We start from the raw sequence: 25,904 nt of genomic DNA on the forward strand, positions 1-25,904 counted from the left end.
TCTTGCGCCGGCAGACCTCAGTCGTGCGCGGACTTGTGCGCGCCGGTGATGGAGAATTCCACCCACTCGGCGATATTGGTCGCGTGGTCGCCGATACGCTCCAGATACTTGGCGATCATCAGGATATCGAGCACGCGCTCGCCCTCCTCCGGATTTTTGGCAATATCCGCGATCAGGTCCTGCTTGCACTGTGCGAACAGGTCGTCAACCACGTCGTCGTATTCTATCACGCTCCACGCCAGCGTCAGGTCGCGGCGCACGAACGCATCCAGGCTGTCCGTCACCATTTTGATGGTGGCCTGCGCCATCTGCTCGATATGCTCGTTATGGCTGCACGCACCGGACAGGTAGGTGACGATTTCGGCGATATCGCTCGCCTGGTCGCCGATGCGCTCGATATCCGTGATCATTTTCAGTACCGCGGAGATCAGGCGCAGGTCGCTTGCCACCGGCTGCTGCTGCAACAGGAGCTTGAGGCACATGGATTCAATCTCGCGCTCCTTGCGGTCGATCTCCTGGTCAATGCGGATGGCGGAGGCGGCGAGCTTGGCGTCGCCCGTCAGCAGCGACTTGACCGCGCTGGCAATCGTGTTCTCGCACAGTGCCCCCATGGCGATCAGCTCGTTGTTCAGTTCGACGAGCTGTGTGTCGAAACGGTTTCTCATCAGCCGAACCTCCCCGTAATGTAGTCCTCGGTGCGCTTGTCCTTAGGCATGGAGAAAAGCTGCTCCGTGTCTCCGACCTCGACGATCTCGCCGAGCAGGAAAAACGCGGTCGTATCCGATACGCGGGTGGCCTGCTGCATATTATGCGTCACCATAACGATAGTATAATCCTTTTTCAGTTCCAATACAAGGTCCTCGATCTTGGAGGTGGAGATCGGATCGAGAGCGGAGGTCGGCTCGTCCATGAGCAGCACCTCCGGCTCCGCCGCGAGCGCGCGTGCAATACAGATGCGCTGTTGCTGGCCACCCGACATGGACAGCGCGGATTTCTTCAGGCAGTCCTTTGTCTCCTCCCAGATCGCGGCGCCGCGCAGCGAGCGCTCCACGATCTCGTCCAGCTGCACGCGGCTTTTGACGCCATGCGTGCGCGGGCCGTAGGCGATGTTGTCGTAAATGGACATGGGGAACGGGTTGGGTTTCTGGAACACCATGCCCACGCGCTTACGCAGCAGGTTCACATCGCAGTCGTGATAAATGTCCTCCCCGTCCAGGCGGATATCGCCTGTGATCCTGCAGCCCTCGACCAGATCGTTCATCCGGTTAAGCGAGCGGAGCAGCGTCGATTTGCCGCAGCCGGACGGGCCGATAAACGCCGTGATCTCATTGGACTTGATGTCCAGGTCAATATCATGCAGCGCATGGAAATCGCCGTAATGCAGATTCATGCCGCGTATTTCAATTTTATTTTCGCTCATGCTATCCTCCGATTACTTCTTGGTCAGCTTTTTTGCTACCAGCGCGGACAGGCTGTTCATCAGCAGCACAACCACCAGCAGCACGACCGCGGTCGCATAGGCCTCGTTCATGTGCAGTCCCTCGCCCGATAGGACGTACATATGGATTGCAAGCGTGCGTCCGGACTGCAGCAGGCCGGGGATCTGCGCCATCGTACCCGCGGTGAAAATGAGCGCCGCCGTTTCGCCCACGATGCGGCCGATCCCCAGGATAACGCCCGACAGGATGCCGGGCATGGCGCTCGGCAGCACGATGCGGAACACTGTGCGCAGCCGTCCGGCGCCCAGGCCGAACGAACCTTCGCGGAAGGAATCCGGTACGGCCATCAGCGCTTCCTCCGCGGTGCGCATAATGAGCGGCAGGATCATGATGGCCAGCGTCATCGCGCCCGCGAGCAGCGAGTAGCCCCAGTGCAGGTAAGTGACGAAAAACAGCATGCCAAACAGGCCGTACACGATGGACGGGATGCCGGAAAGCGTTTCGGTCGTGATGCGGATGACGTTTACCAGTTTGTTGCCGCGCTTTGCGTATTCGTTTAGGTAAATCGCCGTAAACAGGCCGAACGGCACTGCGATCAGCAGCGCGAGCAGCGTGATCTCCACCGTTGTAATCATGGCCGGCACCATGGAAACGTTGTCCGAATTATAGGTCCATGCGAACAGGGAGGGCTTGAGGTTCGGGATGCCCCTCCACAGGATATAGGCGATCAGGAACAGCAGCATGGCGAACGTAATCACCGCCGCGCCGTATACCAGCCCTTTCTGCACCGCTGCCCTGCCCCTGCCATACACACGCTCCGGCTGCGGCTTGCTCTTTACGGCCGGCTTGGCGGCCGTTTTCACGGTAGTCATGTGTCCTTCCTCCTTTTCAGTACAGAGAACGCCAGATTAATCAGCAGGATAAACACGAACAGCACAACGCCGGTCGCAATCAGCGCCTCGCGGTGCAGGCCGCTCGCGTAGCCCATTTCCATGACGATATTCGCGGTCATCGTGCGGATGCCCTTGAGGAAATCGCCGGTCAGACGCGGCTGATTGCCCGCCACCATGATAACCGCCATGGTTTCGCCGATCGCGCGGCCGACGCCCAGCACAATACCGGCCAGCACGCCGGATTTTGCCGCTGGCAGCATGACCGAGAATACCGCCCGCTCATGCCGCGCGCCCATGGCGACCGCGCCCTCGTAATACGAGCTGGGTACCGCGCGCAGCGCGGCCTCGGACACGCCGATGATGGTGGGCAGGATCATGATGCCGAGCAGGATGGACGCCGACAGGATGGTCGAGCCGGAGGAGATCTTCGAGCCGAACAGCTTCGCCACCTCCAGCACAGTCGGCACGATGACCACCATGCCGAAAAAGCCATATACGATGGAGGGGATGCCGGCCAGCAGCTCGGTGCAGGGCTTGAGGATACCGTAGATGCGCTTCGGGCAGTAGAACGCCATGAAAATAGCGGTCAGCAGGCCGATCGGCACGCCAATGATGATCGCGCCCGCCGTGATGTAAATGCTGCCGACAATCATCGGCAGGATTCCGTAAATATCGTTGCCCGGCTTCCAGGTCGTCCCTGTCAGGAAGTCCAGCAGGCCAATCTCCTTGATGGCCGGAATGCCGTTGGCAAACAGGAATATACAGATCAGGGCGACTGCCAGGATGGAGGCCAGCGCGCAGAGGAAGAACACGCCGTGCATCACTGTTTCGCGCAGGTTCGCGCCGCCCTTCCGGCGGATTGCAGATTCGTTCATGTTTTCACCCCATAGACAGTGGGAAAGGGCGAAACGGATTTCGCCCTGTTTTCCCTTGTTTGGTTATCTTTTACGCCGCGACTTCGGACCAGTCGGTGATCTCGCCGGTGTAAATGCCCTTGATCTGATCCATGGTCAGGTCTTCCACCGTATTCGCCGGATTTACCACCACGGCGATACCGTCCAGCGCGATTGCCGTGCCAGTCAGTTCCGCAGTCTCCTCGTCCTTCAGCTCGCGGGACGCCATGCCGATGGCAAACGTGCCGTCAATCGCGCCGGTCATGCCGGAGGTGGAGTCCGAGGTCTGCAGCTCGATCTGCGCGTTCGGGTTGAGCGCCTTATACGCTTCGATCAGCTTTTCCATGACCGGAGAAACCGAGGACGAGCCGCCGACCGCGATCTGGCCGGAGGAACCGTCCGAAGTGAACGCCGCGGCCGCGTCGTCGATCTTAATGTAGCCCTCTTCCTCAACGATGGCCTGGCCCTCCGCACTCATGATGAAGTTGATAAAATCCTTGGCAACGCCGGTCGGCTCGCCCTTGGTTGCGATGTTGAACGGACGGGACAGGGTGTAATCGCCGCTCTTGACGTTTTCCACCGTGGCTTCCACGCCGTCCACCTGAACCGCCTTAACGGTTTCGTTCAGCGCACCGAGCGAAACATAGCCGATCGCACTCTCGTTGCCGGCAACGCTCGTCAGTACAACGTCGGTCTTGTTGGCGATCTCCGCCTCGGCGGTTGTGTTATCGACCTTCTCGCCGGCATCATTCTTTTCCTCCACGCCGGTCAGCTCAACGAACGCGCCGCGCGTGCCAGAGCCATCCTCGCGGGAAATCACGGTGATCGCGCCGGATACGCCGGACGCCTCGCCGCCGTTGTCCGCCTGGGCCGCGCCGTCCGCGCCGTAGGAATCGTTGCTGCCACCGCAGCCTGCCAGAGCGCCGCACAGCATCAGGCCGACGAGCAACAGGGATATACTCTTTTTCATAACTGCTATTTCTCCTTTTGTTTTTGTTCTGGTTTTTGGTACAAGACCATATTAAAAAAGTTATGTTAAATCCAAAAGACAAGGTTTGTAAAATCCGCGTAAAGTGAAAATCCTTGTGTAAAGTGTGCAAAAAAGGACGGTGAAACGCCTGTTTCGCCGTCCTTTTCACTTGTTTCCACCCGCACGCCGCTATATTTTGCACTGTGGATATATTTTCCCTTTTCCTCAATAAAACAGCGGACCGCCGAAAAGCGGTCCGCTGTTTGTCACGTCCCGACCCGTTTCCTCCGGAAATATCCCAGGTACAGGATCGCCGCCGCCAGCGACCAGAAATAGGCCATCATGTACGGCACCTCAAAAATATTTTCAAAATAACAGTGCGTCAGAACCCCGCACATGCCTGCGAACATGGATACCACCAGCACCCGCGTCCGGTCGGTTTCATTGAACTTTGTGCGGCCGATCGCGCGCAGGCTCCACAGAATCATACCGATCAGCAGGATAATAAAGAAGATCAGCCCCAGATACCCCATTTCAACCAGCGTTTTGAGGTAATAGTTGTCCATATAGAAGTAAGAGAACGTGTCCGATTCCTCAATGATCTTGTTCTGCATCGCAACCGCGCCGCCAAACCGTCCCAGGCCAAAGCCCAGCAGCGGGTTGGATTCCTGCAGCAGGTCGAGTCCGGTCTCCCAGCGCACCATACGACCCGCGCGCTGGCTGGCCTCCATATAATCCGCAGTAAACAGATAGGTGATGCGGCTGGCAATAGAGGGGATCGCAAGCAGCGCACCTGCACCCGCTACGCCCATCAGCGCGATCAGGCGGCGGTCCAGAAATACCGCGAATACGAGCACCGCCACCGCAAGGCCGCCCCACGCGCCCTTGGAAAAGGTGAAGATGATGGACAGGCACATCATGCCGGTCGTGCTGATTGCCAGCGCCTTGACCCATGGCTTTTTGCTGTAATAGGCGATGCCCGCCACCAGCGGCGCGAACAGCACCAACAGACTGCCCATGATGTTCGGGCTGCCCGTGATCGAATAGACGCGCGTGCGCACACCCTCTTCGGTCTGCGACACCCAGGACGCCGGTATCGGTGCGGCAACGATATACTGGTAGATGCCGTGCAGCGCGATCACGACCGCCATCGCCACCAGCGCGCCGTAAAAAAGCGCGAAGTCGCGGTCGTCTTCAATCAGGCGCGTAACCAGAAAGAACCAGAACAGGTATTGCACGACCGCACGGTATCCGTCCAGCGCGATCGAGGGATAGGGCGACACCGCGCACATCAGGAAAAAGCCCACGCCGATAAACAGCAGCAGGTAGGCGTCCACTGGCGTGGCGCGCGAGGCAAGCGGCGCGCGGCGCATCGCCGTGTGCCACAGCAGATAGCCTGCCGCCGCGAGCATCAGACATTCGTCCCAAATCGAAGCGAGCAGCGGGATATTGATATAGCCCAGCAGCACCGACCGCAGGAAATAGTCGATTGGCAGATACAGCGCCAGGCAAATCAGCAGCAGGCCGCGCATGCCGACAAAGCGAAACGCTTTTCCCACAACGCCGCCCGAAGCCGCCCGCGCGATCGGATTCCAGACCGCAAGGCACAGCCGGTAGACCAGGCTTTGCGCGGCCGCGTCGCCCAGACGCTCGACCACGCGCCGCAGCGCCGCGAGCAGACGCGCATAGCCGCTGTTCGCCGCCGTACAGCTTGGCGCGCTGCAAAAGCCTTCCCACATCCGCCGGAAGCGCGAATTCGGGTACGCCGCGCGGATCTTCCCGAAAAAGCCCGCGATCGCACCCTCATGGTACCATTCGCGCAGGCGGAGCAGCGCCCGCGCCAGCAGACTGTTTTGTAAAATCGCTTTCATAGGCTTATTCCGCGTCCGCCGCGATATCGACCGAGTCGATGTTGCCGGTCGTCTCAAAATCGTTGGTCTTTACGATAAAGGTGCGGCCCGCGCGCACCTCCTGCGTGCCAATCGACGGGGAGGCGGTCCCCTCGGGTACGGTCGTCTCGATCGTGAACACCAGATCGCGCTTATCCGGATCGCGCGTGGTGACAATGCGGCCGTCTGCCGTGGTCACCTGCTGGTCGTACGGCTCGATCTGCATATCCGTGATGACCGCGCTGGTGTACGAATTGCCGCTGACAATCTGCTTGCCGACCTGGCTGTTACGCTCAACCTCCTCAACAAGGAACGGCGTCGCGCCGCGCACACGCACGATCATGGTCATATCGACCTGCTTCGCCGCCGCTTCCGCGATCTGCGGTGCAAACAGCTTGTAGCCCACGCCCGCTGCCACGGCGATCACTGCCAGCAGAACCAGCAGGTCAACGACGTTGATCACGCCAAACAGCTTCCCTTTTTCGTTAATCAGCTTCATATGTTTCCTCCGTTGGTATGTTTTCGATACAATTTACTGCATCATTATACCACAGCGGCACGGGGCGGACAAGCACTTTATCCCAGCAGCGCCCGCAGCCAGTCCACGACCCCCCAGCGGAATTCGAGCGCGCCGTCGTCCCCGTCCTCCTGCCGGGCGACGGTTTCGCTGCCCGCGATCGAAAACGCCGTACACCACCAGGCCCCGCGCGGCGCATCCGGCCAGAATGCGCCGGAAAACAGCACGCAGGCCGCGGCCAGCAGCGCCGCCAGCGTTTCCCTGCCCTGTTTTTTCATAATAAAACCGCCTCCCGTCATCTGGTGTTCCCAGTATGTCCGGCAGGCGGCGTGGTTATACCGTCTCGGTCAAAAATGTATCCGCAAAGCGCCGGCCGAGCATCTTCGCAGCGGTTTTTGCGCGCCCCTCGTCGGAAAACAGCCCGTAAACCGTCGGACCGGAGCCGCTCATCAGCGTCCCGTTCGCCCCATTTTCCGCAAGGAACTCCTTGATTTCACCGATCTGGCGGCGTTTTGCCGCTGTGACCAGTTCCATCACGTTGGACAGCCGCCTGCACACGCCGGCAAAGTCGCCCCTGTCCAGCGCCTTGAGCATGCCCGCCGTATCCGGCCGCTGCCGGATATCAACCGCATCGATCGCCTGATACACCTCTTTGGTAGAAACCGCGAACGGCGGCTTGCACAGCACAACCCAGCAATGGGGCATGTCCGGAAGCGCGCTCAGCTCCTCCCCAATGCCCTCGGCCAGCATAGTGCCGCCGCGCAGGCAGAACGGCACGTCCGCGCCCAGCTTCAGCCCCATCGCGCACAGCTCTTCGTCGGTCAGCCCCGCCGCGTGCAGCGAAGCGAGCGCGCGCAGCACAGCCGCCGCGTCGGCCGAGCCGCCGGCCAGCCCCGCCGCCACCGGAATGCGCTTTTCAATGTGGATTTCGCAGGTCTCCAGCAGGATACCGGTCGATTCGTAGAACAGCTCCGCCGCCCGATACGCCAGGTTGCGCTCGTCCACCGGCAGGTAGGGCAGGTTGCAGCGCACCACGATGCCGCGCGGCTTTTTTTCCCCGTGCGTCACCGTGACCCGCACCTCGTCGTGCAGGGCGACCGACTGCATCACCATTTTGACCGTATGGTAGCCGTCCTCCCGTTTACCGGTCACGTCCAGCGCCAGGTTGATCTTGGCCCGCGCGTATACCGTGGTTTCCGTGTTTGTGATCTCTTGTTTTTTTCCAAAAAGCATGTTTTCTCCCAGCTTATGTCATATTATAGTTGCACCTGTTCGGGCCTGCGCCCCCGAAACACGGTCACGGAGGTAAAGCCTGCGTCACGCGCGTTCCGCACGCAGTCGGCAACGCCGCGCCCGACCGTGTCCAGCGTATGCGAGTCCGAGCCGATCGAGATGCGTTCGCCGCCCAGCCGCCGGTATTCATACAGGATGTTCTGCGGCGGGCCGACCTTTTTCTGCCAGCTCCCCAGCCCCGCCGCGTTCAGCTCGAACGCATAGCCATGCGAGATGCAGGAGCGCAGAACATCCTCCACCCGATCCATGTACTGATCGAACGAGGGGATATACTCCCCATGGCGCATGACGCGCAGCGGATAATCGATATGCGCCAGCACATCAAACCCGCCATGCTCGGACACCCTGAGCAGCTCGCTGAAATAATCCTTGAGGAACGCATCGCAGTCCATGCGCGCAAAATCATGGAAATAAATATCCAGATCGTTCGGCATGACGTGTAGCGAGCCGATCACCATGTCGAGCGCGTGCGATCGGAGGAACGCGTCCGCCGAGGGATCCGCATAGATCTGCCCGACTTCGATGCCGACCAGCACCTCGAGCTTGCCTGCAAATGTCTGCTTTGCCGCCCGAATGTCGCGCAGGCAGGCCTCCACATCGCGGTTTTCCGACGGGCCGCGGCGGTGGTAATATTCCAGGTGGTCCGTGATGCCGATGATCTCCAGCCCCGCGTCCAGACAGGCCTGCGCCTTCTGCAGCGGCGTTTGTGCCTGCGCCGCGTCCACCGAGTACTCCGTGTGCATATGCAAATCTACACGCATGGTTTTCCTCCTATACCAAGACAAAATTCAGCGCGAGCTGGACAAAGCACGCGACGATTGCCAGCGTCATGCCGGCGTTCCCAAACACCGCGCGCATCGAGGGCGCGCAGGGGCCGTGCGCCCATGCCTGCCGTTTCCAGCCGCGCGCCAGCAGAATGACGCCGGCGATTGTCAGCACCAGCCAGCTCAGGCCGTACAGCACCAGCAGTCCCAGGCTGTCCGGTAGCAGCAACGGGACGCCCGAACCATACAGGTTGAACAGCATGTGCAGCGCAACCGGTACCCTCAGCCGTCCGGACCGGAAATACGCATAAGCGAGCAGCAGGCCAAGCGCAAACGCATAAAAGAACTGCCCCAGATTGGCATGGTACAGCCCGAACAGCAGCGCGGACACAAATGCGGCCGGCTTCTCGCCGTACCGCGCGAGCCGCCCCGCCAGCAGACCGCGGAACAGCAGCTCCTCGCACACTGGGCCGATCAGACACGCCCCCACCAGCACGACCGTGGTCGGGTACAGGCTGAATGCCTCGCTCACCAGATCGACCGGCGCGCGGCCGGACAGCCGGTAGGCCAGGTCGTTGAGCGACGAACCCAGCAGCGAGCAGAGCCACATCAGCGCCGCGCCGATCACGAACCACCGTCCCATCCGGCGCGCGCCGACGGGCACGGGTGCCAGCGGCGTGCGGGGTACGCTGCGGCAAAGCGCGAACGCCGCGGGCAGGGACACGAGATAATGCCCCACCAGCGCGAGCAGGTAGTACAGCCCGTAAGGCATCACGACACCAAGCCCCCAGGCGAGCGCCTGGTCGGCAAACGCCAGCGCGAACTGCCACACGGCCGCCCAGACCACGACCGCCAGCAGCGCCCAGCCGAGCCGCGCACAGTGCTTTTTTTCCTGATTTTGCTCCATATGCCCTCCCTCATGGCAAAAAAACAGGGCAAAGCCATCGCCCCGCCCTGTTTTATGCCGATCTTAGTGGTTCGCTTCGTTTACCAGCCGCTCGGTGTCCTTTGCGATCATGAGTTCCTCGTTGGTGGGGATGACCAGCACGCGCACGCGCGCCCAATCGATGGAAATATCCATCTGGCGGCCGCGGTATTTGTTCTTCTCCGGATCGATCTTGATGCCGAGGTACTCCATGTGCTCGCACACGTCCCAGCGGACCGAGCGGTCGTTTTCGCCCACGCCCGCGGTGAAGATGATCGCGTCCACGCCGCCCATTTCCGCAATATAGGAGCCGATGATCTTCTTGACCGAAAGGTTGAACATATCCTTGGCCAGCGCCGCGCGGGAATTGCCCTCCTCTACCGCCGCGTCCAGATCGCGGAAGTCGGACGATACGCCCGAAATGCCCAGCATACCGGACTTTTTGTTCAGGATGTTGATGACCTCATGCGCGGACAGCTTTTCATGCTCGGACAGAAACTCGATGATTGCGGGGTCGATGTTGCCTGCACGGGTACCCATCGGCAGGCCGTCCAGCGGCGTGAAGCCCATCGAGGTATCGTAGCTCTTGCCGCGGTTGATCGCGCAGATCGACGAACCGTTGCCCAGGTGGCAGGTGATCAGGCGCAGCTCCTCCATCGGGCGTCCGAGCATTTCCGCAGCCTGCTGGGAAACGTACTTGTGGCTCGTGCCGTGGAAGCCGTAGCGGCGGATCTTATACTTCTCATAATATTCATAGGGGATCGCATACATGTAATGCGACTGCGGCATGGTCTGATGGAACGCGGTGTCGAACACGGCGACCATCGGCACATCCGGCCCCATGACCTCGCGGCATGCCTGAATGCCGATCAGGTTGGGCGGGTTGTGGAGCGGCGCGAGCGGCACGCAGTCCTCAATCGCCTTGAGTACCTTTTCCGTGATAATCACGCTGTCCGAGAAGAACTCGCCGCCATGCACCACGCGGTGACCGACCGCGTCGATCTCGCTCATCGAGGCGATCACGCCCTTTTCCGAATCGAGCAGAATATCGATGACCGCCTTGATCGCCTCGGAATGGGTCGCCATCGGCGTTTCGATGCGGTATTTCTCCTCGGATTTATTTCCCGTATGCGTCAGCACACCGTCGATACCGATGCGCTCGCAAAGGCCCTTTGCCATGACCGCGTTCTGCGCAGTGTCGAGCAACTGATACTTCAGCGAGGAACTGCCGGCGTTGATGACCAGAACTTTCATTTGCCATTACTCCCTTAAGTTTTTTAGCGGCTTGCACAAACCCGCATTAATCGATATAATGATTCTACAAGCCTATTCTACACGATTTCTTACAATTGTACAAGCCATAATTTGCACAGGATGTACCAAACTTTGTATTATTTTCAGGAGATTTCTATGACTGTTTGCGGCATCGTCGCGGAATACAACCCGTTCCACACCGGCCACGCGCACCATATCGCCCAAACGCAACGCGCGCTCGGCGGGGAGGCGGCCATCGTGTGCGCGATGAGCGGCAACTTCGTCCAGCGTGGGGACTTCGCCGTGCTGGACAAATACGCGCGTGCCGAGATGGCGGTGCGCGGCGGAGCGGACCTGGTGGTTGAGCTTCCCCTCGCAGCGGCGCTCTCCTCGGCAGAGGGCTTTGCGCGCGGCGCCATCGGCGTACTGCGGGCGCTTGGCTGCAACGTGGTGTCGTTCGGCGCGGAAACGCCGGATACCGCACTGATCGAGCGGGCGGCGCGGGCACTCGACGCGCTCCCTCCCACGGGCGGCGGCGCTTCCCCGCTGTCTTACGCGGCGCGGCGGCAGGACGAGCTGCGCCGGCTGGATGAGCGGGCCGCTGCCCTGCTGGATACGCCCAACAATACGCTCGCGATCGAATACTGCCGTGCCATGCTTCCCTATGGCATGCGCCCGCTCGCGGTGGCGCGGCGCGGCGCGGCGCACGATGCGGACGCGCCCTGCGCGGGCTTCGCTTCCGCCAGCCTGCTGCGTGCGCAGCTCCGCGCGGGCGAAACCGCCCGCTGCGCGCCCTATCTGCCGTTGGACACGCTGGCGATATGGCAGCGTGCGGTACGGGCCGGCGCTGCGCCGGTCAATCTGCCGGAGGATATGCTACTCGCCCTGCTGCGCGCGGCGCTGTTCTCAGGGCGGCTGTCCACTGGGGCGGACGACGGCTTTGATGAGCGCCTGCAAAGGGCGGTCTATGCGGCGGTTTCGTTCACCGACGCGGTCGAACAGGCCCGCACGCGCCGCTTCCCCGCCGCCAGGGTGCGGCGCGCCCTGCTGCGCACGGCGATCGGGCTGCCCGCGGACGCGCCCGTCCGGCCGCAGTACCTGCGCGTCCTCGCCCTCGGACCGAAGGGCCGCGGGCTGCTCCGCGGCCTGCCTGACCGCCCGCCGGTCATCATCCGGCCGGTTTCGGAAAAGCGCCTGCCCGCGGCGCTGCAGCCCGCGCTGACGCTCGACTGCTTCGCGGACGACCTGTACGCCCTCGCCTGCCCTTCCCCCGCCCTGCGCGCGGGCGGCTCCCATTACCGCAGGACGCCGTTTATCCTCAGCCCGCCGCCATCGCACGACAGCGGGCATTGACTTTATCCCGCGTATGCTTTACAATTTAGTTTAGTAAAGCAAAAGAGGTTTTAGGTTATGATCGGGCTGGGTACCATTATCAACTGTATCGCTATCGCCGCCGGCTCCTCCCTCGGCGTTTTCCTCAAGGGCGGCCTGCCACGCCGGTTTGAAACCACTATCATGCAGGCGCTCGGCCTGTGTACGTTTTTCATCGGCATCGGCGGCGCGGTGAGCGGCCTGCTGACCATTGCGGACGGTTCGATCGCTACCCAGCACACCATGCTGCTGGTGCTGAGCATGGTGCTGGGCGCACTGATCGGCGAGGCGCTCGATATCGAAACGCGGCTCAACGGCTTTGGCGCCTGGTGCCAGGCCCGCTTCGCGGGCGGCGAGGACGGAAAGTTCGTCGAGGGCTTTGTCGCCTCCTCCCTGCTGTTCTGCGTGGGCGCAATGGCGATTGTCGGCGCGCTGGAGGACGGGCTGAACGGCGACCCCTCCATCCTAATCGCCAAGGCCGTGCTGGACGGCGTGGCCGCCATCGTATTCGCGGCCTCGCTTGGCAAAGGCGTTTACCTGTCCGTGCTGCCGCTGCTGGTATACGAGGGCGGCATCACCCTGCTCGCCCGTTTCATCCGCCCCTGGCTGACCGACGCGCTCATCAGCCAGATGTCCTGCATCGGTTCGGTGCTTATCTTTGCCATTGGCTTCAACCTGATGTTCGATAAAAAGGTCAAGGTCGGCAACCTGCTGCCCGCCATCTTCCTGCCGGCCGTGTTTTTCCTGCTTTCCCGTTTCTTCCCCGCGCTGGGTACGCTGTAGACATGCGCCCAGCCCGCGCGGGAAAAATTTTTGTGATATCCGCCCCCGTCCAAGGGTATTATCTATGAAAGGCCTTTCAAATCTTGCAGCAGGGAGGTTGCAGCTTGGACGAGGCACAGTTTGAGGACATCGCAAAGCGGTACAGGGACCGTCTGTTCGCAATTGCATTCCAGTATACCAAAAGCGCGGCTGACGCGGACGACATGGCGCAGATCGCGCTGATCAAATGCTACCACGCGGAAAAGCCCTTTGAAAATGAGCAGCACATCCGCAACTGGCTGATCCGCGTGACCGTGAACGAATGCAAGCGCTACCTGGTATCCCCCTGGCGGCGGTATACCGCGCCGATCGAGGACTACGCGGAGACGCTCGGCTTTGAAACGCCGGAGCAGTCCTCGCTTTTCCTGGCGGTCATGGCGCTGCCGCAGAAATACCGCGTCCCCATCCACCTGTATTACTACGAGGAATATTCGGTGCGCGAGGTCGCGCAGATCCTCGGCCTGCGGGAAAGCGCCGTGCAGACCCGCCTGCTGCGGGCGAGACAGAAGCTCAAACAAACGCTGGAGGGTTTTCGTGATGAAGGAACTTTATAAGCAGACATTTTCCCATCTGCATGCCTCCGGCAACGCTTTTCAGGAGGCTGGACAGATGAAAACAGGACGTATCCGCAAAAGTCTGGTGATCGGCGCGGCGGCAGCGGCGCTTATGGCAACGGCGGCCAGCGCGGCCAACGCCGCGACAGACGGCGCTTTTTTCGCGCACATTCTCAGCTTTACCATCCCTGGTGGAGTGGATAATGTAAGCTACAACGACGATGGCACGATCACATTTCAGGTCGAGGACGGCGCCTACTATACTGTGACGGGAAACAAAGATACCGATCACGCAGAGCTGTATTTCGAGGACGCAACAGAGGATGAAATCGCCGCGGCAGAAAAAAACAGAAGCAGATCTGCAGAATAGTCTGAAAAGGAAGCTGGGAAACCGGCTTCCTTTTTGTTACTGCCGCAGCATGATTTTGTCACAAAGCCGCCTGCCAGTGTGTATTCCGTATGAAAGGAGTTGACAGCCCATGTACGATTGGAACGATGAAGCGGACGCGGAGCGCTTTGTCCGCACCTATGCCGACCTGATTCTCCGCCTGTGCCTGTCGCACGGTCTCAGCAGGGCGGACGCACAGGACATCTGCCAGGAGCTGTTCCTCAAGCTGCTTGCCGCACAGCGCACCTTCACCAGCGAGGAGCACGAAAAGGCCTGGGTGATCCGCGCGGCGGGCAACGCCTGCAAAAACCTGCTGCGCGCCCCGCACCACAGCCGGCGGGCCTTGCTGGAACAGGCGCATACGGTCGCTGCACCGGAAGCCTCGGACCATGCCATACTGGAAGCCATACGCGCCCTGCCGCACCGGTACCGAGACGCCGTCGCCCTCTGCTGCTGGGAGGGCTACTCGGCCGAGGAAGCCGCCCGTCTGCTCGGTATCTCCCCCGACGCAGTGCGCAAACGCCTGGAGCGGGCGCGCGGCATGCTGAAAAACGACCTGAAAGGAGCTTTCATATGAGCGAGAACCCCATGATGTTTACCGAAACCGAAAAGCAGGCGTTGGCCGTCCGGCTGCGGCAGGCGGCCCGCGTGAAACGCCGCGCGGGAAAGCGCCATCTCCCCCGCCGCCTGATTGCCGTATGCGCCGCGGCCGTGCTGATGGTTGCGGCTGCGGGAGCGGCCAGCGGCCGGCTGTTCCGCACGCCGCTGTACGATCAGGCCGGCGCGTCCCTGGCCATCAGCGGCCAGCCGCTCCCCAGCGAGGCGCGCATGGTGCTGCATGCGGACGGTTCCGCGACCATTACGGTCAGCGGCGCGGAGGGCGAAGCCCCCACCGTGATCACCGCCCCGCCCGCGACCACCGAGGCCCTGCTGAGCGGCGAAACGGACGCGGGCTTCACTGTCACTCGTCTGGACGGCATGCCCTACGCGCTGTCTGTGGAGGAGGGACGGCTATGGCTGTTCGTCAATGAGCGCATCCCGCTGGACGTGACCGACCGGATCGGCGCTGGCTACACCTTCCGTTACACGGATGAGAACGGTTTGCAGCAAAGCGCGACCATCTCCGGCACGGTCGAGGACTATACGGTGGAATAAAAAAACGGTGCAGGTACGGATGCCTGCACCGTTTTTCCTCAATAGACGTACTCGAACTCCAGGTCCCCGATGACGACAAAATCGCCCTCCTGCACGCCCATTTCCTCCAGCTTTTCGTATACGCCCGCGCTTTTGAGCATGCGGTCCATATACTGGCGGGATTCGTAGTCGTCTACATTGACCGAGCCCATTATCTTATCCACCCATGCGCCCGAAACAACATAGTAGTCCTCCACCTTTTCCACCGTCCAGTCGCGCGTTCCTCCTGTATCCTCCACAGCCTCGACGAATTCCGGCTCGTAGATGAACACCGGCGGCAGCTCCTGCAGCACGTTCCACGTCATGCGCATCAGCTCGGCTACGCCCTGATTTGTCGCCGCGGACAGCTCGGCAAACCGAAAGCCGTGCTCGTCCGCATAGGCTTTAAGCGCTTCGACCGGCGCGCGGTCTTCGCCCAGCAGGTCCACCTTGTTGGCGACAATGATCTGCGGCCGCGCGGCGAGGAATTCGCTGTATCCGGCCAGCTCAGCGTTGATCTTCTCGATATCCTCCAGCGGATCGCGCCCCTCGCTGCCCGCCGCGTCCACCAGATGCAGCAGCAGGCGGCAGCGGTCGATATGGCGCAGGAAATCATGCCCCAGTCCCGCGCCCTCGCTCGCGCCCTCGATAATGCCCGGGATATCCGCCATAACAAACGACTGCTCCTCCCCCACCGAGACCACGCCCAGGTTGGGAACCAGCGTCGTAAAATGGTAATTGGCGATCTTGGGCCGCGCCGCCGAAACCATGCTCAGCAGCGTGGATTTGCCCACGTTCGGGAAGCCGACCAGCCCCACGTCGGCCAGCAGCTTAAGCTCCAGGATGATGTCCCGCTCCACGCCCGGTTGTCCGGGCTTGGCAAAGCGCGGCGCCTGTCGGGTCGGGGTTGCGAAATGCGTGTTGCCCCAGCCGCCGTTGCCGCCCTTGGCCGCCACGAACGGCTCGTCGTCCGACAGGTCGCGGATCACCTGTCCGGTCTTCTGGTCGCGGATGATGGTGCCGCGCGGCACGCGGATGACAAGATCCGCCCCGTCCTTGCCCTTGCAGCGCTTGCTGCCGCCGTTTTCTCCCGCCGCGGCAACGTATTTCTTTTTATAGCGGAAATCCAGCAGGGTGGAGAGGTTGTCGTCCACCTGGAAAATGACCGAACCGCCGCGTCCACCGTCTCCGCCGTCCGGTCCGCCGGAGGCGACGTACTTTTCCCGATGGAATCCCACCTTGCCGTCCCCGCCCTTGCCGGACACAATTTTGATCTTTGCAATATCAATAAACATGGGAAGCTCCTCCTTTCTTCTTTGTTTACAGGAACGGCGCCCATTTCTCCGCTAGCCCCGAAGCATTGTCCCGCCAATACAGCAACCGTTCCATATATTCCTGTTTCCGCGCCCCACCGGCCCGCGGCAATGTGCCGGCCCGTGCTCCAGCACGATCGCGGTCAGCTCATACACAGGAAGGCCGGCCGCAGGTCCTGCAAGAGCAGACTTTCCCGCGTAAACAATATCCGGTTCCCATGCCGGAGCTTGCGCTCCGCCTCTGTCAGCCAGTCCATGCGTCCTCCGTCCGCTTCATGGGGCATTATAACAAAATCCCAGACGAACGTCTGGGATTTCATCGTTTTTTCTTACTGCGGGTAAACGGAAACCTGCTTGCGGTCCTTACCCAAGCGCTCGAAACGAACAACGCCCTCAACCTTGGCGAACAGGGTGTCGTCCTTGCCGCGGCCGACGTTCAGGCCCGGATGGATCTTCGTGCCGCGCTGACGGACAAGGATGTTGCCCGCCGGAACGGTCTGACCGTCCGCACGCTTGACGCCCAAGCGCTTGGCCTCGGAATCACGGCCGTTCTTGGTCGAACCTACGCCCTTTTTATGCGCGAAAAACTGTAAGCTAATCTTCAGCATTTGCGTACACCTCCATTACGTTCAAAAAATCGGAATAATTCTGCTCCAGCTCGGTAAAATGCAGCTTGAGCGCCTTGAGCGCGTCCTGTCCCCGCAGCAGGCCGCTGCCCTGCGGCAGCGTGATGCGGATATGGGCGCCGTCATCCTCGACCAGTGTGTCGATCGGGATACCCTGCACGTCAAGCAGCAGCGCATGGGTCAGCATGACCGCGCTGGATACCGCCGCACAAACGATGTCCTCCCCTTCCTCCGCGTAGCCCGCGTGGCCGAGGATGTCCACCGAAAGGAGCTTGCCCCCCTGCGACGAAAACGTGACCTTTGTCACCGCCTTACGCCTTGATGGACGCGATAGTCACCTTGGTGTACGGCTGGCGATGGCCCTGACGCTTGCGGTAACCCTTCTTGGGCTTCATCTTGAAGATGTTGATCTTCTTGCCCTTGCCGGTCTTTTCGACCGTGCCGGTCACGGCTGCGCCGGAAACGTAAGGAGCGCCGACGGTGATGGAATCGCCCTCGCCTACGGCCAGAACCTCGTCAAAAGTAACGGTCGCGCCGTCCTCTACGCCGAGCTTCTCGACGTAGATCACGTCGCCCTCAGATACCTTGTACTGCTTGCCGCCAGTTTTCAGAATGGCATACATGTGGTTTTCCCTCTCTTTCGTTGTAGAGTCACGCTTGGCACGGCGGCGGCCCGTTTTGGGACGCGCTTAACAGAAGCCAATGCACAATGCGGCTTTTAGTAGCATAACACAAGCGGGGGCGCTTGTCAAGCGCCCCCGCTTGTGTTTTATCCTTTTTTCGGTAAAATGCACCCTTACGTCCGTTTTTATGCGAACAACGATACCACGAAATCGTAGAAGCCGGACGGGACCGTGGTCGCGCTGCCGGTTGCGGTTCGGTCGGTGCTGACAAAGCCGTTGCCGCCATCGGTCAGGCCGATCACGCGGTCGGAAAACAGCACCCAATAGCTGCAGGTGGGCGCGTCGCCCTCCGCGGCGGTATAGCCGGAAGCATCGTCGCGGTAGGCGTTCAGCTTATCCAGCACCGCGCCTTCCGCGATCTTGAGGTACTGGTAGCCTTCTCCCGTTGTGCGCACCACATAAACGGCATCGGTGAGCTGCGGGATCAAATCAGGCAGGTTGGTCGTCTGCGCTGTCGTCGGGTCGGGCAGCGCCGCGACCGCCGTGGTCAGCGCCGCGTCGCTCTGCTGCTGCAGCATGGTGTTCTGGCTGGTGAGCGCCTGGTTGGCCTCGGTCAGCTTCTTGACCTCGTCCTCCAGCCCGCCGGCCCGACTGCACTGGCTCAGGAACAGCACGAAAAACAATATATCGAGCACCAGGCACACCAGCAGCCCTATGCAGAGCAACAGCCGGTAATTCGGCTGTTTGGCGTGCGGTCTTCTGGTCTGGTTCATTCCCTATCCCTCACTCTTTCCGCGCGGCGCGCATCCTGTCACTTGGACGGGTTCTCGATGACCCGAACGCCCTCGGACGAGGTGCCGACGATCATCCGCTTGCACATATTCAGGAACAGGCCATGCTCCAGAACGCCGACAATCGTGCCGAGCTTTTCCCTGACGTCCTCAATGTCAAAACCCGCGCCGAGATGCAGGTCCGCGATGTAATTGCCGTTGTCCGTAACGAAAGTTTTTCCGTCGCGCACGCGGAGGACCGGCTTCCAGCCGTATTCCTCCATCCTGGCCATCGCCTGCTTGGAGCCGTACTGCGCGATCTCAACCGGCAGGTGGAACGCGCCGATGTGGTCGACCAGCTTGCTTTCGTCCATGATCCAGATGACTTCCTTGGCGAGCGTCGCGACGACCTTTTCACGGTAGAGCGCGCCGCCGCCGCCCTTGATGGCGTTGAACTGCGGGTCGATTTCATCCACGCCATCGATATCCAGATCGACGTGGTCGACCTCGTCGATCGTGAGCAGCGGGATGCCCAGCTCGCGCGCCTGCGCCTCCGTGGCCTTGGAGGTCGGGATAGCCTGGATCTTCAGCCCGTTTTTCACGCGCTCACCGATGGCGTTTACCATGTGGTAAGCGGTGGAACCGGTGCCGAGTCCGACCACCATGCCGTCCTTGACATATTCGGCCGCTTTGTCGCCGGCCATTTTTTTCATATCCATTTTGTTTTCCTCCCCTGGCAATGGTACCTATACAGGTATCTTTATTATAGGATGATTGCTGGGAAAGGTCAATGTTTTCCGTCCCACAGACGGAGGAAATTGACGTCTCTTAACGGTCCCCGTTTTCCTCCGGCTGTTCGAGGCGCGCCAGGAGATGCCGGTCCTGCTTGTCCCGCGGCGCAAAGCGGGCGAACAGGTCGGGCCGGTCGGCACGGGTGCGGCGCAGGCTCATTTCGCGCCGCCACAGCGCGATATTTGCATGGTGTCCGCTCAGCAGCACCTCCGGCACCGGCCGGCCACGCCAGTTTTCCGGTCGGGTATACTGCGGGTGTTCGAGCAGCCCGTCCCAGTGGCTTTCGGCGGTAAACGCCTCTTCGTCCGGCAACACGCCCGGCACCATGCGGCACACCGCGTCCGCGACCGCCATCGCGGGGAGCTCGCCGCCGGTCAGCACAAAGTCGCCGATCGAGATTTCCTCGTCCACGCACGCATCGATGAAGCGCTGGTCTACCCCCTCATAATGGCCGCATACCAGGATGATATGCTCCCGCGCGAGCAGCTCACGCGCTTTGTCCTGATCGAAGGGCCTGCCCTGCGCGGACAGGAACACCGTATGCACCCGTTCCCCGGCGCAAAGCGCCTGATGGCACAGGTAAAGCGGCTCGGCCAGCATGACCTGCCCGCGCCCGCCGCCATAGGGCGCGTCGTCCGCCTTATGGTGCTTGTCGGTCGCATAATCGCGGATATTGACCGCGCGTATCTCCACGAGGCCCTTTTCCTGCGCGCGGCCGATCATGCTCTCCCCCATGACCGCATTGACCATTTCCGGAAACAGCGTCATAATATCGATCTTCATTCGAGCAGACCCTCGATGCTTTCAATGTAGATCACGCCGGCCTCCATATCGATCTCTTTCAAAAAGGGCTTTGCGGCGGGGACATAGACCAGCCGCCCATCCTCTCCCTGTATCTCATACATATCGTGCGCCGGATTGGAGGTCAGCACATCGCGGACACGACCGACCGCACGATCGGTCCGCAGGTCATGGACGCGAAAGCCCAGAATATCCTGGATGAACACCAGGTCATCCGGCAGTTCCACGTCGTTCCTGTCCAGGTGCAGCACGCGCCCGCGCAGCGCTTCCGCCGCCTCAACCGTGTCCACGCCTTTCAGGTGCATCAGCACCACGTTTTTGTGTACCTGCGCCTTTTCCACGGTTACCGGCGTGTTTTCATCCAGATACAGCAGGTCAAAGTCGCAAAGCACCTCGGGGCTGTCGCACCAGCTCTGCACCCTGAGGTCGCCGCGCACGCCATGCGTGCCGACGATCTTACCAGCCTCTAAAAATTGTTTCGGCATAACGTTCTCCTCTTTGGTGGTGGTGTGCCGCGCGCGTCTCACACGCATAACAAAAAATCGCCGCGCCGCGGCGATTTTCAGCTCAAAACGCCGTCAGGCGCATGAAACAGAAAACCGCGTCTGCGGTTTTCCGCAAAAGCGCGGGCGCTTCCCGTGCTTTTGATACCAAGACGAAGCGCTGCGAAAACCAAAACTTTCACAGAGCTTCGGCGCGGCAGCCCTTTCAGGCGCAGCCTGACAAGGGCATGCCTCGTTTGGAACGGGCGGCGCCCGTTTCAAACGAAGTCCGTCAGTCGAGGATATCGACTGTCACGCGTTTGTTTTCACGATTGCCTGCCGCTTTCATGAGTGTGCGGATTTCCTTTGCGATGCGGCCGTGCCGGCCGATGACGCGGCCCATATCCCCCGGCGCTACGCGCAGGGAATAGGTGACGTTATCACCGTCGATCTCCTCGGTAATGGCAATCGCATCCGGCTCGGAAACCAGATTTTTGACAATATAGGTCAATAACTCTTTCATTTCGTTAGCCTCACTCAATTCAGCACACCGGCTTTCTTCAGGATGCCGCGAACCGTATCGGTCGGCTGCGCGCCCTTCTTGATCCACTCCTGCGCGCGATCCGCGTCAACATTGACGGTGGCCGGATCGGTCAGGGGGTTGTAGGTACCGATCTCCTCGATGAATCGGCCGTCACGCGGGTAACGGGAATCAGCGACAACGATGCGGTAGAACGGGGCCTTCTTCGCGCCCAGGCGGCGAAGTCTGATCTTTACCATGGTTTCACCTCCTCAATAGAATTTGATCTATTGTAAATTTCTTTACAAACAAAGGGATGGGCCGTTATCAATCAAAACGGCAGCTTCATGTTGCCCAGCCCGCCGAGGCTCGGAAAGCCGCGGCGTTTTTTCTTTCCCTTGCCGCCGCGCGCCATGCTGGTGAGCTGGCGGGTCATCTTCTGCATGGCCTCAAACTGTTTGAGCAGCTTGTTGACCGCCTCCACGCTCAGGCCGCAGCCAGCCGCGATGCGCTTTTTGCGGGAAAAATTGATGATGGAGGGGTTATCCCGCTCCTTGGGCGTCATGGATTGGATGATGGCCTCGGTATGCGCCATCTGCTTTTCGTCTATCTTTGCGCCGGCAAGGGCCTTCGCGTCCACGCCCGGCAGCATGCCGAGCATTTCCTCCATCGAGCCCATGCTTTTCATCTGCTGGAGCTGGCCGAGGAAATCGGTCAGCGTCAGCTTGCCGGACGCCATTTTCTTTGCGGTTTCCGCCGCCTGCTTCTGGTCGAACGTCTGCTGCGCCTTTTCGATCAGCGTCAGCACGTCGCCCATGCCGAGGATGCGGGAGGCCATGCGGTCGGGATGGAACGGCTCAATATCGCCGAGCTTTTCCCCTGTACCGATAAATTTGATCGGCTTGCCCGTGACCGCCTTGACCGAAAGCGCCGCGCCGCCGCGGGCATCGCCGTCCATTTTGCTCATCAGTACGCCGTTGATGCCGAGCGCCTGGTCAAAGGTCTGGGAAACGGTCACCGCGTCCTGACCGGTCATCGCGTCAACGACGAGGATGATCTCGGTCGGCGTGACGGCCGCTTTGATATTTTTCAGCTCGTCCATGAGCTTTTCATCGATGTGCAGACGGCCCGCGGTGTCGAGGAACACCAGATCATAACCGTTGCGTTTGGCGTGGTCGATGCCGTGCTTTGCGATTTCGACCGGATCGCCCTGGCCCTCGTCGAACACGGTGATGTCAAGCTGCCGGCCGACGACCTTGAGCTGGTCGATCGCCGCAGGGCGGTATACGTCGCACGCGACGAGCAGTGGCCGGCGCTGCTGCTGCTTGCGCAGCAAACCCGCCAGCTTGGCGCAGTTGGTGGTTTTGCCCGCGCCCTGCAGACCGACCATCATCACAATGGTGGGCGGGTTGGGCGCGATCGTCAGGCGGGTGGTCTGCCCGCCCAGAAGCGCAATCAGCTCCTCGTTGACGATCTTGATGACCTGCTGCGCAGGGGACAGGCTATCCAGGATCTCCGCGTCGGTCGCTTTTTCCGTGACCGCCTTGATGAAATCCTTGGCGACCTTGAAGTTGACGTCCGCTTCGAGCAGCGCCATGCGGATCTCGCGCATCGCGTCCTTGACGTCCGCCTCAGTCAGCCGGCCCTTGCTGCGCAGGCCCTTGAATGCGGATGAAATTTTTTCGGTAAGGCCTTCAAAAGCCATATTAAGCCTCCTGCCTAAGCTGGGCGAGCAGCAGCGCCATGCGGGAGGCGATCTCCTCCGCCTCGCTGCTGTGCAGTTTTTCAGCGTTCAGGCTGCGTAAGCGCCCGACCTCGCGCGCCAGCGCTTCCGCGCGTTTTTCCGTATCGCCGTAGCGGCTGACCAGACCGAGGCGGTCCTCCATCTCCTGCAGCGCATGCTCCGCGCGCTTGACAGCGTCGCGCACACCCTGACGGGTGATGCCCGCGTGCTCCGCGATCTCGGAAAGCGAAAGATCTTCATTATAATACAAGTCGAACAGCTCGCGCTGTTTTTCCGTGAGCGTCTCGCCGTAAAAGTCGAACAGCAGGCTCATTTCGAGCGGTTTGCCTTTCATCGGCGGGCCTCCCTTGAAGCTGTAAAGCGTTATCCCTTTACATCGAACACGCTTATTTTACCGTATAATTGCCGGCCTGTCAAGGGTAAAATAGCAACCGGCACGGATTTGTTCACATAATCTACGTTTGATTCACACTATGAATGATGCTATAATAAAACACGATAGAAAATTTTTTCCGGAAATGAGGCAAAATATGCAACAAGTGACCCGAAAAAAGCTGGGCGCGGGGGTAAACCTTACCTGCGTGACCACGCCGAAATTCAAACGGGCGGTGCTGCGCGCGGCCTTGCTGCTGCCCCTCGGCGGGCCGGATGCCGCGCTGCGCGCCTGTCTGCCGCAGGTTCTGCGGCGCGGTACGGCGCAGCTTCCCGACCTGCGCGCGCTCGGCACGACGCTCGACGAGCTGTACGGCGCGCGCATAGAAGCCATCGTGCGCAAGGAGGGCGAAACCCTGGTCATCGGCTTTCTGTCCGACTGCATCGACGAGGCCTACGCCCCCGGCGCGGCCGGACTGACCGGACGTGTCGTCCGCCTGCTGGCCGACCTGATGTTCGACCCGTATCTGCAGGACGGCGTGTTCTGTCCGGATTACACCACGGGCGAACGGGACAACCTGATCGACCGGATCGCCGCGCAGAAAAACGATCCCCGCACCTGGGCGCCCAAGCGACTGACCGAGCTGATGTGCGCGCAGGAGGCCTACGGACAGCCCGCGCTCGGCACCGCGGAGCAGGCCGGCCGCATCACGGAGAACAAGCTGTATACCGCGTATCTCCGCGCGCTGGAGGAGGCTCAGGTCGAGCTGTTTTACTGCGGCACGCTCGCTCCGGAGGCAGTGGCGCATCTTTTCCTGGATACGCCCCTCGCCCGCCGGACCGAACGGCCGTTTTATCTGCCGCACACCACGGTCGCCGCGCAGCCCGCAGGGGACGCGCGCGAGGTCGTGGAGGAGGAGCCGGTGACGCAGGGCAAGCTGTCGCTCGGCTTCCGCACGGGCGGGAGCTGCCTGACCGGCGGCGACCCCGCGGCCTACTGGATGTTCCAGACCATTTACGGCGGCTCGACCAGCTCCAAGCTGTTTGTCAACGTGCGCGAGAAGCACTCGCTTTGCTACTACGCGAGTGCGCAGTTCATCGCCTCCAAGGGTATCATGCAGGTCAATTCCGGCATTGAAAACAGGGATTTCGCGACCGCGCGGGATGAGATCCTGCGCCAGCTCGACGCCTGCCGGCAGGGCGATATCACCGAGCCGGAGCTGGAATCCGCCCGAAAAACCCTGGTGACCAACTGGCGCGCCATGCTGGACGACCCGCTCGCGCTCGAGCGCTACTGGCTCGGCCAGGCGGCGGCCGGTACGCTGACCGCGCCCGAGGACCGCATCCAGCAAACCGAAGCTGTTACGCTCGGGCAGGTGGTCGCCGCGGCGCAAGCGACCACGCTCGACATGGTATACTTTATGAAGGGGGCGGCGCAATGAGCAAGCAATATTCCGCCCTGCGCGAGCGCATGGAAACGCGCACGCTGGACAACGGCCTGCGCATCTGCTATCTGCCTAAGGAGGGCTTCAGCAAAACCTTCGCCATCCTGGCTACCAATTTCGGCTCTGTGGACGCCTCGTTCACCTGCGAGGGCCGGCGCTACGATACGCCCGCGGGCGTGGCGCACTTTCTGGAGCACAAGATGTTTGAAGACCAGGACGGCAACGCCCTGCAGAAATTCGCGCGCACGGGCGCGAGCCCGAACGCCTTCACCAGCCAGACCATGACCGCCTATCATTTTTCCTGCACCGACCGGTTTGAAGAAAACCTCGAGATCCTGCTGAAATTTGTGTTCACGCCGTATTTCACCGAGGAAAACGTGCAAAAGGAGCGGGGCATCATCGGGCAGGAGATCGGCATGATGGACGACACCCCTGGCTGGCAGGCATTCGTCGGCCTGTTCCAGGGGCTGTACCGCACGCATCCGGTCCGTGTGTCCATCGCGGGCAGCACGGAGAGCATCGCACAGATCACGCCGGAAACGCTGTACGCCTGCCACCGGGCGTTTTACAGCCCGAAAAACATGGCGCTCGTCATTTGCGGCACCGCGGATTTTGACGAAGCCTGCCGGATTGCCGCACAGTTCTCCCCGCAGGACGCGCCCGAGATCGGCCGGCGGCACTACGGCACGCGCCGCGAGACGGTAAACGAGCTGACCGTGACCCGCTGCATGCAGGTATCGCAGCCGCAGTTCCTGCTCGGCTTCAAGGATATCCCTCTGGAGCCGGACGAAAGCCGCCTACGCCGCAGCCTGCTCGGCGAACTGGCCGTGCGCATCCTGTGCGGCGACAATTCCCCGCTGTATGCCTCGCTTTACGAGAAACGCCTGATCGGACGGGATTTTGATACCGACTATACGGTCATTCCGGAGGGCGCGGCCGCCATTCTCGGCGGCGAGAGCCGCGATCCGGAGGCGGTCCGTGCCGCGGTCGAGCAGGAGGTCGCGCGCCTGGCGCACGAGGGGGCGGACCACGCGCTTTTCTCCCGCATGAAAAAAGCCGTGTACGGCCTGCACCTGCGCGTGCTGGACGCGCCCGAAAGCTATGCGCGGCAGGAGGTAGGCGCGCTCTTCGCGGGCGAGCACTACCTCGATTTCGCGGCCCTATTCGACACCATCAGTCCGGACGACGTCCAGGCCATGTTCGCCCGCTGGGCGCGGCGCGACCGTTCCTCCCTTTCGGTCGTCGAGCCGCAGCAGTAAATCAACAAAACA

Annotated in this window: 32 protein-coding genes; 8 read left to right on the forward strand and 24 right to left on the reverse strand. The window is 61.1% G+C overall.

Features of this window, described 5'->3' with window-relative positions; translation table 11 throughout:
• Positions 1-17: 17 nt before the first annotated feature.
• The 12 genes from phoU to RX717_RS14570 all read right to left on the reverse strand — a co-directional run bounded on the left by phoU (position 18) and on the right by RX717_RS14570 (position 10,837).
• Positions 18-665, reverse strand: coding sequence for a phosphate signaling complex protein PhoU (gene phoU / locus RX717_RS14515; protein WP_054327441.1), 648 nt, complete (start codon positions 663-665; stop codon positions 18-20).
• Positions 665-1,420, reverse strand: coding sequence for a phosphate ABC transporter ATP-binding protein PstB (gene pstB, locus RX717_RS14520; RefSeq protein WP_107631515.1), 756 nt, complete (start codon positions 1,418-1,420; stop codon positions 665-667). The genes phoU and pstB overlap by 1 nt, the downstream gene beginning before the upstream one ends.
• A 12-nt stretch (positions 1,421-1,432) precedes the next feature.
• Positions 1,433-2,182: a phosphate ABC transporter permease PstA gene (gene pstA, locus RX717_RS14525; protein ID WP_242977975.1), complete on the reverse strand. Its 750-nt coding sequence runs from the start codon at positions 2,180-2,182 to the stop codon at positions 1,433-1,435.
• A gap of 125 nt (positions 2,183-2,307) precedes the next feature.
• Entirely contained in the window at positions 2,308-3,207 is a 900-nt protein-coding gene (gene pstC, locus RX717_RS14530) for a phosphate ABC transporter permease subunit PstC (RefSeq protein WP_054327439.1), read from the reverse strand.
• Between the two features lie 70 nt (positions 3,208-3,277).
• Positions 3,278-4,195 carry a substrate-binding domain-containing protein gene (locus RX717_RS14535; protein WP_054327438.1) on the reverse strand — a complete coding sequence of 306 codons (918 nt, stop codon included), beginning with the start codon at positions 4,193-4,195 and terminating at the stop codon, positions 3,278-3,280.
• A gap of 266 nt (positions 4,196-4,461) precedes the next feature.
• On the reverse strand, positions 4,462-6,066 hold the full coding sequence (locus RX717_RS14540) for an O-antigen ligase family protein (RefSeq protein WP_107631514.1): 1,605 nt from the start codon (positions 6,064-6,066) through the stop codon (positions 4,462-4,464).
• 4 nt (positions 6,067-6,070) lie between these two features.
• Positions 6,071-6,583, reverse strand: a complete 513-nt coding sequence (locus tag RX717_RS14545; protein WP_054327436.1) for a DUF4330 domain-containing protein — start codon at positions 6,581-6,583, stop codon at positions 6,071-6,073.
• Between the two features lie 77 nt (positions 6,584-6,660).
• Positions 6,661-6,879: a hypothetical protein gene (locus RX717_RS14550; RefSeq protein WP_054327435.1), complete on the reverse strand. Its 219-nt coding sequence runs from the start codon at positions 6,877-6,879 to the stop codon at positions 6,661-6,663.
• A 55-nt stretch (positions 6,880-6,934) separates the two neighbouring features.
• Positions 6,935-7,834 (reverse strand): 4-(cytidine 5'-diphospho)-2-C-methyl-D-erythritol kinase, encoded by a 900-nt coding sequence (gene ispE, locus RX717_RS14555; protein ID WP_107631513.1) that lies wholly within the window; start codon positions 7,832-7,834, stop codon positions 6,935-6,937.
• Between the two features lie 23 nt (positions 7,835-7,857).
• Positions 7,858-8,655: a histidinol-phosphatase HisJ family protein gene (locus RX717_RS14560; RefSeq protein ID WP_054327433.1), complete on the reverse strand. Its 798-nt coding sequence runs from the start codon at positions 8,653-8,655 to the stop codon at positions 7,858-7,860.
• A 10-nt stretch (positions 8,656-8,665) separates the two neighbouring features.
• On the reverse strand, positions 8,666-9,565 hold the full coding sequence (locus RX717_RS14565) for a type II CAAX endopeptidase family protein (protein WP_107631512.1): 900 nt from the start codon (positions 9,563-9,565) through the stop codon (positions 8,666-8,668).
• A gap of 63 nt (positions 9,566-9,628) precedes the next feature.
• Entirely contained in the window at positions 9,629-10,837 is a 1,209-nt protein-coding gene (locus RX717_RS14570; RefSeq protein WP_054327431.1) for an acetate/propionate family kinase, read from the reverse strand.
• A 156-nt stretch (positions 10,838-10,993) separates the two neighbouring features.
• Here RX717_RS14570 and RX717_RS14575 point away from each other — a divergent pair, with 156 nt between their 5' ends.
• From RX717_RS14575 to RX717_RS14600, 6 genes are all read left to right on the forward strand, one after another.
• Positions 10,994-12,190, forward strand: coding sequence for a tRNA(Met) cytidine acetate ligase (locus RX717_RS14575; RefSeq protein ID WP_159068151.1), 1,197 nt, complete (start codon positions 10,994-10,996; stop codon positions 12,188-12,190).
• Between the two features lie 57 nt (positions 12,191-12,247).
• Positions 12,248-12,991, forward strand: a complete 744-nt coding sequence (locus tag RX717_RS14580; protein ID WP_107631510.1) for a DUF554 domain-containing protein — start codon at positions 12,248-12,250, stop codon at positions 12,989-12,991.
• Between the two features lie 104 nt (positions 12,992-13,095).
• Entirely contained in the window at positions 13,096-13,584 is a 489-nt protein-coding gene (locus RX717_RS14585) for a sigma-70 family RNA polymerase sigma factor (protein ID WP_107631509.1), read from the forward strand.
• Complete coding sequence (locus tag RX717_RS14590) at positions 13,568-13,954, forward strand: hypothetical protein (RefSeq protein WP_054327427.1); 387 nt, start codon at positions 13,568-13,570, stop codon at positions 13,952-13,954. The genes RX717_RS14585 and RX717_RS14590 overlap by 17 nt, the downstream gene beginning before the upstream one ends.
• Positions 13,955-14,063: 109 nt before the next feature.
• A complete protein-coding gene (locus RX717_RS14595) occupies positions 14,064-14,549 on the forward strand; it encodes an RNA polymerase sigma factor (RefSeq protein ID WP_107631508.1) in 486 nt (161 codons plus the stop codon).
• Positions 14,546-15,127 carry a hypothetical protein gene (locus RX717_RS14600; RefSeq protein ID WP_107631507.1) on the forward strand — a complete coding sequence of 194 codons (582 nt, stop codon included), beginning with the start codon at positions 14,546-14,548 and terminating at the stop codon, positions 15,125-15,127. Before RX717_RS14595 ends, RX717_RS14600 begins: the two co-directional genes overlap by 4 nt.
• A 38-nt stretch (positions 15,128-15,165) precedes the next feature.
• On the opposite strand, the gene obgE is transcribed toward RX717_RS14600, so the two are convergent.
• From obgE to ylxM, 12 genes are all read right to left on the reverse strand, one after another.
• A complete protein-coding gene (obgE, locus tag RX717_RS14605) occupies positions 15,166-16,440 on the reverse strand; it encodes a GTPase ObgE (protein ID WP_107631506.1) in 1,275 nt (424 codons plus the stop codon).
• A gap of 347 nt (positions 16,441-16,787) precedes the next feature.
• The gene (rpmA, locus tag RX717_RS14610; protein WP_031476960.1) at positions 16,788-17,066 is read right to left on the reverse strand and encodes a 50S ribosomal protein L27; all 279 of its coding nucleotides are present in this window, start codon (positions 17,064-17,066) and stop codon (positions 16,788-16,790) included.
• Positions 17,053-17,391 carry a ribosomal-processing cysteine protease Prp gene (locus RX717_RS14615; RefSeq protein WP_107631505.1) on the reverse strand — a complete coding sequence of 113 codons (339 nt, stop codon included), beginning with the start codon at positions 17,389-17,391 and terminating at the stop codon, positions 17,053-17,055. Before RX717_RS14615 ends, rpmA begins: the two co-directional genes overlap by 14 nt.
• Positions 17,392-17,395: 4 nt before the next feature.
• Complete coding sequence (rplU, locus tag RX717_RS14620) at positions 17,396-17,707, reverse strand: 50S ribosomal protein L21 (protein WP_054327423.1); 312 nt, start codon at positions 17,705-17,707, stop codon at positions 17,396-17,398.
• Between the two features lie 185 nt (positions 17,708-17,892).
• Positions 17,893-18,480 carry a hypothetical protein gene (locus tag RX717_RS14625; RefSeq protein WP_054327422.1) on the reverse strand — a complete coding sequence of 196 codons (588 nt, stop codon included), beginning with the start codon at positions 18,478-18,480 and terminating at the stop codon, positions 17,893-17,895.
• A 38-nt stretch (positions 18,481-18,518) separates the two neighbouring features.
• Positions 18,519-19,196, reverse strand: a complete 678-nt coding sequence (rpiA, locus tag RX717_RS14630; protein ID WP_054327421.1) for a ribose-5-phosphate isomerase RpiA — start codon at positions 19,194-19,196, stop codon at positions 18,519-18,521.
• A 109-nt stretch (positions 19,197-19,305) separates the two neighbouring features.
• Positions 19,306-20,052, reverse strand: a complete 747-nt coding sequence (gene trmD, locus RX717_RS14635) for a tRNA (guanosine(37)-N1)-methyltransferase TrmD (protein ID WP_054327420.1) — start codon at positions 20,050-20,052, stop codon at positions 19,306-19,308.
• Positions 20,049-20,555 (reverse strand): ribosome maturation factor RimM, encoded by a 507-nt coding sequence (gene rimM, locus RX717_RS14640; protein ID WP_054327419.1) that lies wholly within the window; start codon positions 20,553-20,555, stop codon positions 20,049-20,051. Before rimM ends, trmD begins: the two co-directional genes overlap by 4 nt.
• 289 nt (positions 20,556-20,844) lie before the next feature.
• Entirely contained in the window at positions 20,845-21,075 is a 231-nt protein-coding gene (locus RX717_RS14645; protein ID WP_054327418.1) for a KH domain-containing protein, read from the reverse strand.
• 14 nt (positions 21,076-21,089) lie between these two features.
• Positions 21,090-21,332: a 30S ribosomal protein S16 gene (rpsP, locus tag RX717_RS14650; protein ID WP_054327417.1), complete on the reverse strand. Its 243-nt coding sequence runs from the start codon at positions 21,330-21,332 to the stop codon at positions 21,090-21,092.
• Between the two features lie 71 nt (positions 21,333-21,403).
• On the reverse strand, positions 21,404-22,777 hold the full coding sequence (gene ffh, locus RX717_RS14655; protein WP_054327416.1) for a signal recognition particle protein: 1,374 nt from the start codon (positions 22,775-22,777) through the stop codon (positions 21,404-21,406).
• A 1-nt stretch (position 22,778) separates the two neighbouring features.
• Complete coding sequence (ylxM, locus tag RX717_RS14660; protein WP_054327415.1) at positions 22,779-23,150, reverse strand: YlxM family DNA-binding protein; 372 nt, start codon at positions 23,148-23,150, stop codon at positions 22,779-22,781.
• A 196-nt stretch (positions 23,151-23,346) separates the two neighbouring features.
• On the opposite strand from ylxM, the gene yfmF reads away from it, so the two are divergent.
• Together yfmF and yfmH are read left to right on the forward strand one after the other, a co-directional pair.
• Positions 23,347-24,630, forward strand: a complete 1,284-nt coding sequence (gene yfmF, locus RX717_RS14665) for an EF-P 5-aminopentanol modification-associated protein YfmF (RefSeq protein WP_054327414.1) — start codon at positions 23,347-23,349, stop codon at positions 24,628-24,630.
• Positions 24,627-25,892 carry an EF-P 5-aminopentanol modification-associated protein YfmH gene (gene yfmH / locus RX717_RS14670; protein ID WP_107631504.1) on the forward strand — a complete coding sequence of 422 codons (1,266 nt, stop codon included), beginning with the start codon at positions 24,627-24,629 and terminating at the stop codon, positions 25,890-25,892. The genes yfmF and yfmH overlap by 4 nt, the downstream gene beginning before the upstream one ends.
• The last annotated feature ends 12 nt before the right edge of the window (positions 25,893-25,904 follow it).

It is taken from the genome of Intestinibacillus sp. NTUH-41-i26 (assembly GCF_032769475.1).
Classification (GTDB): Bacteria; Bacillota; Clostridia; order Oscillospirales; family Butyricicoccaceae; genus Agathobaculum; species Agathobaculum ammoniilyticum.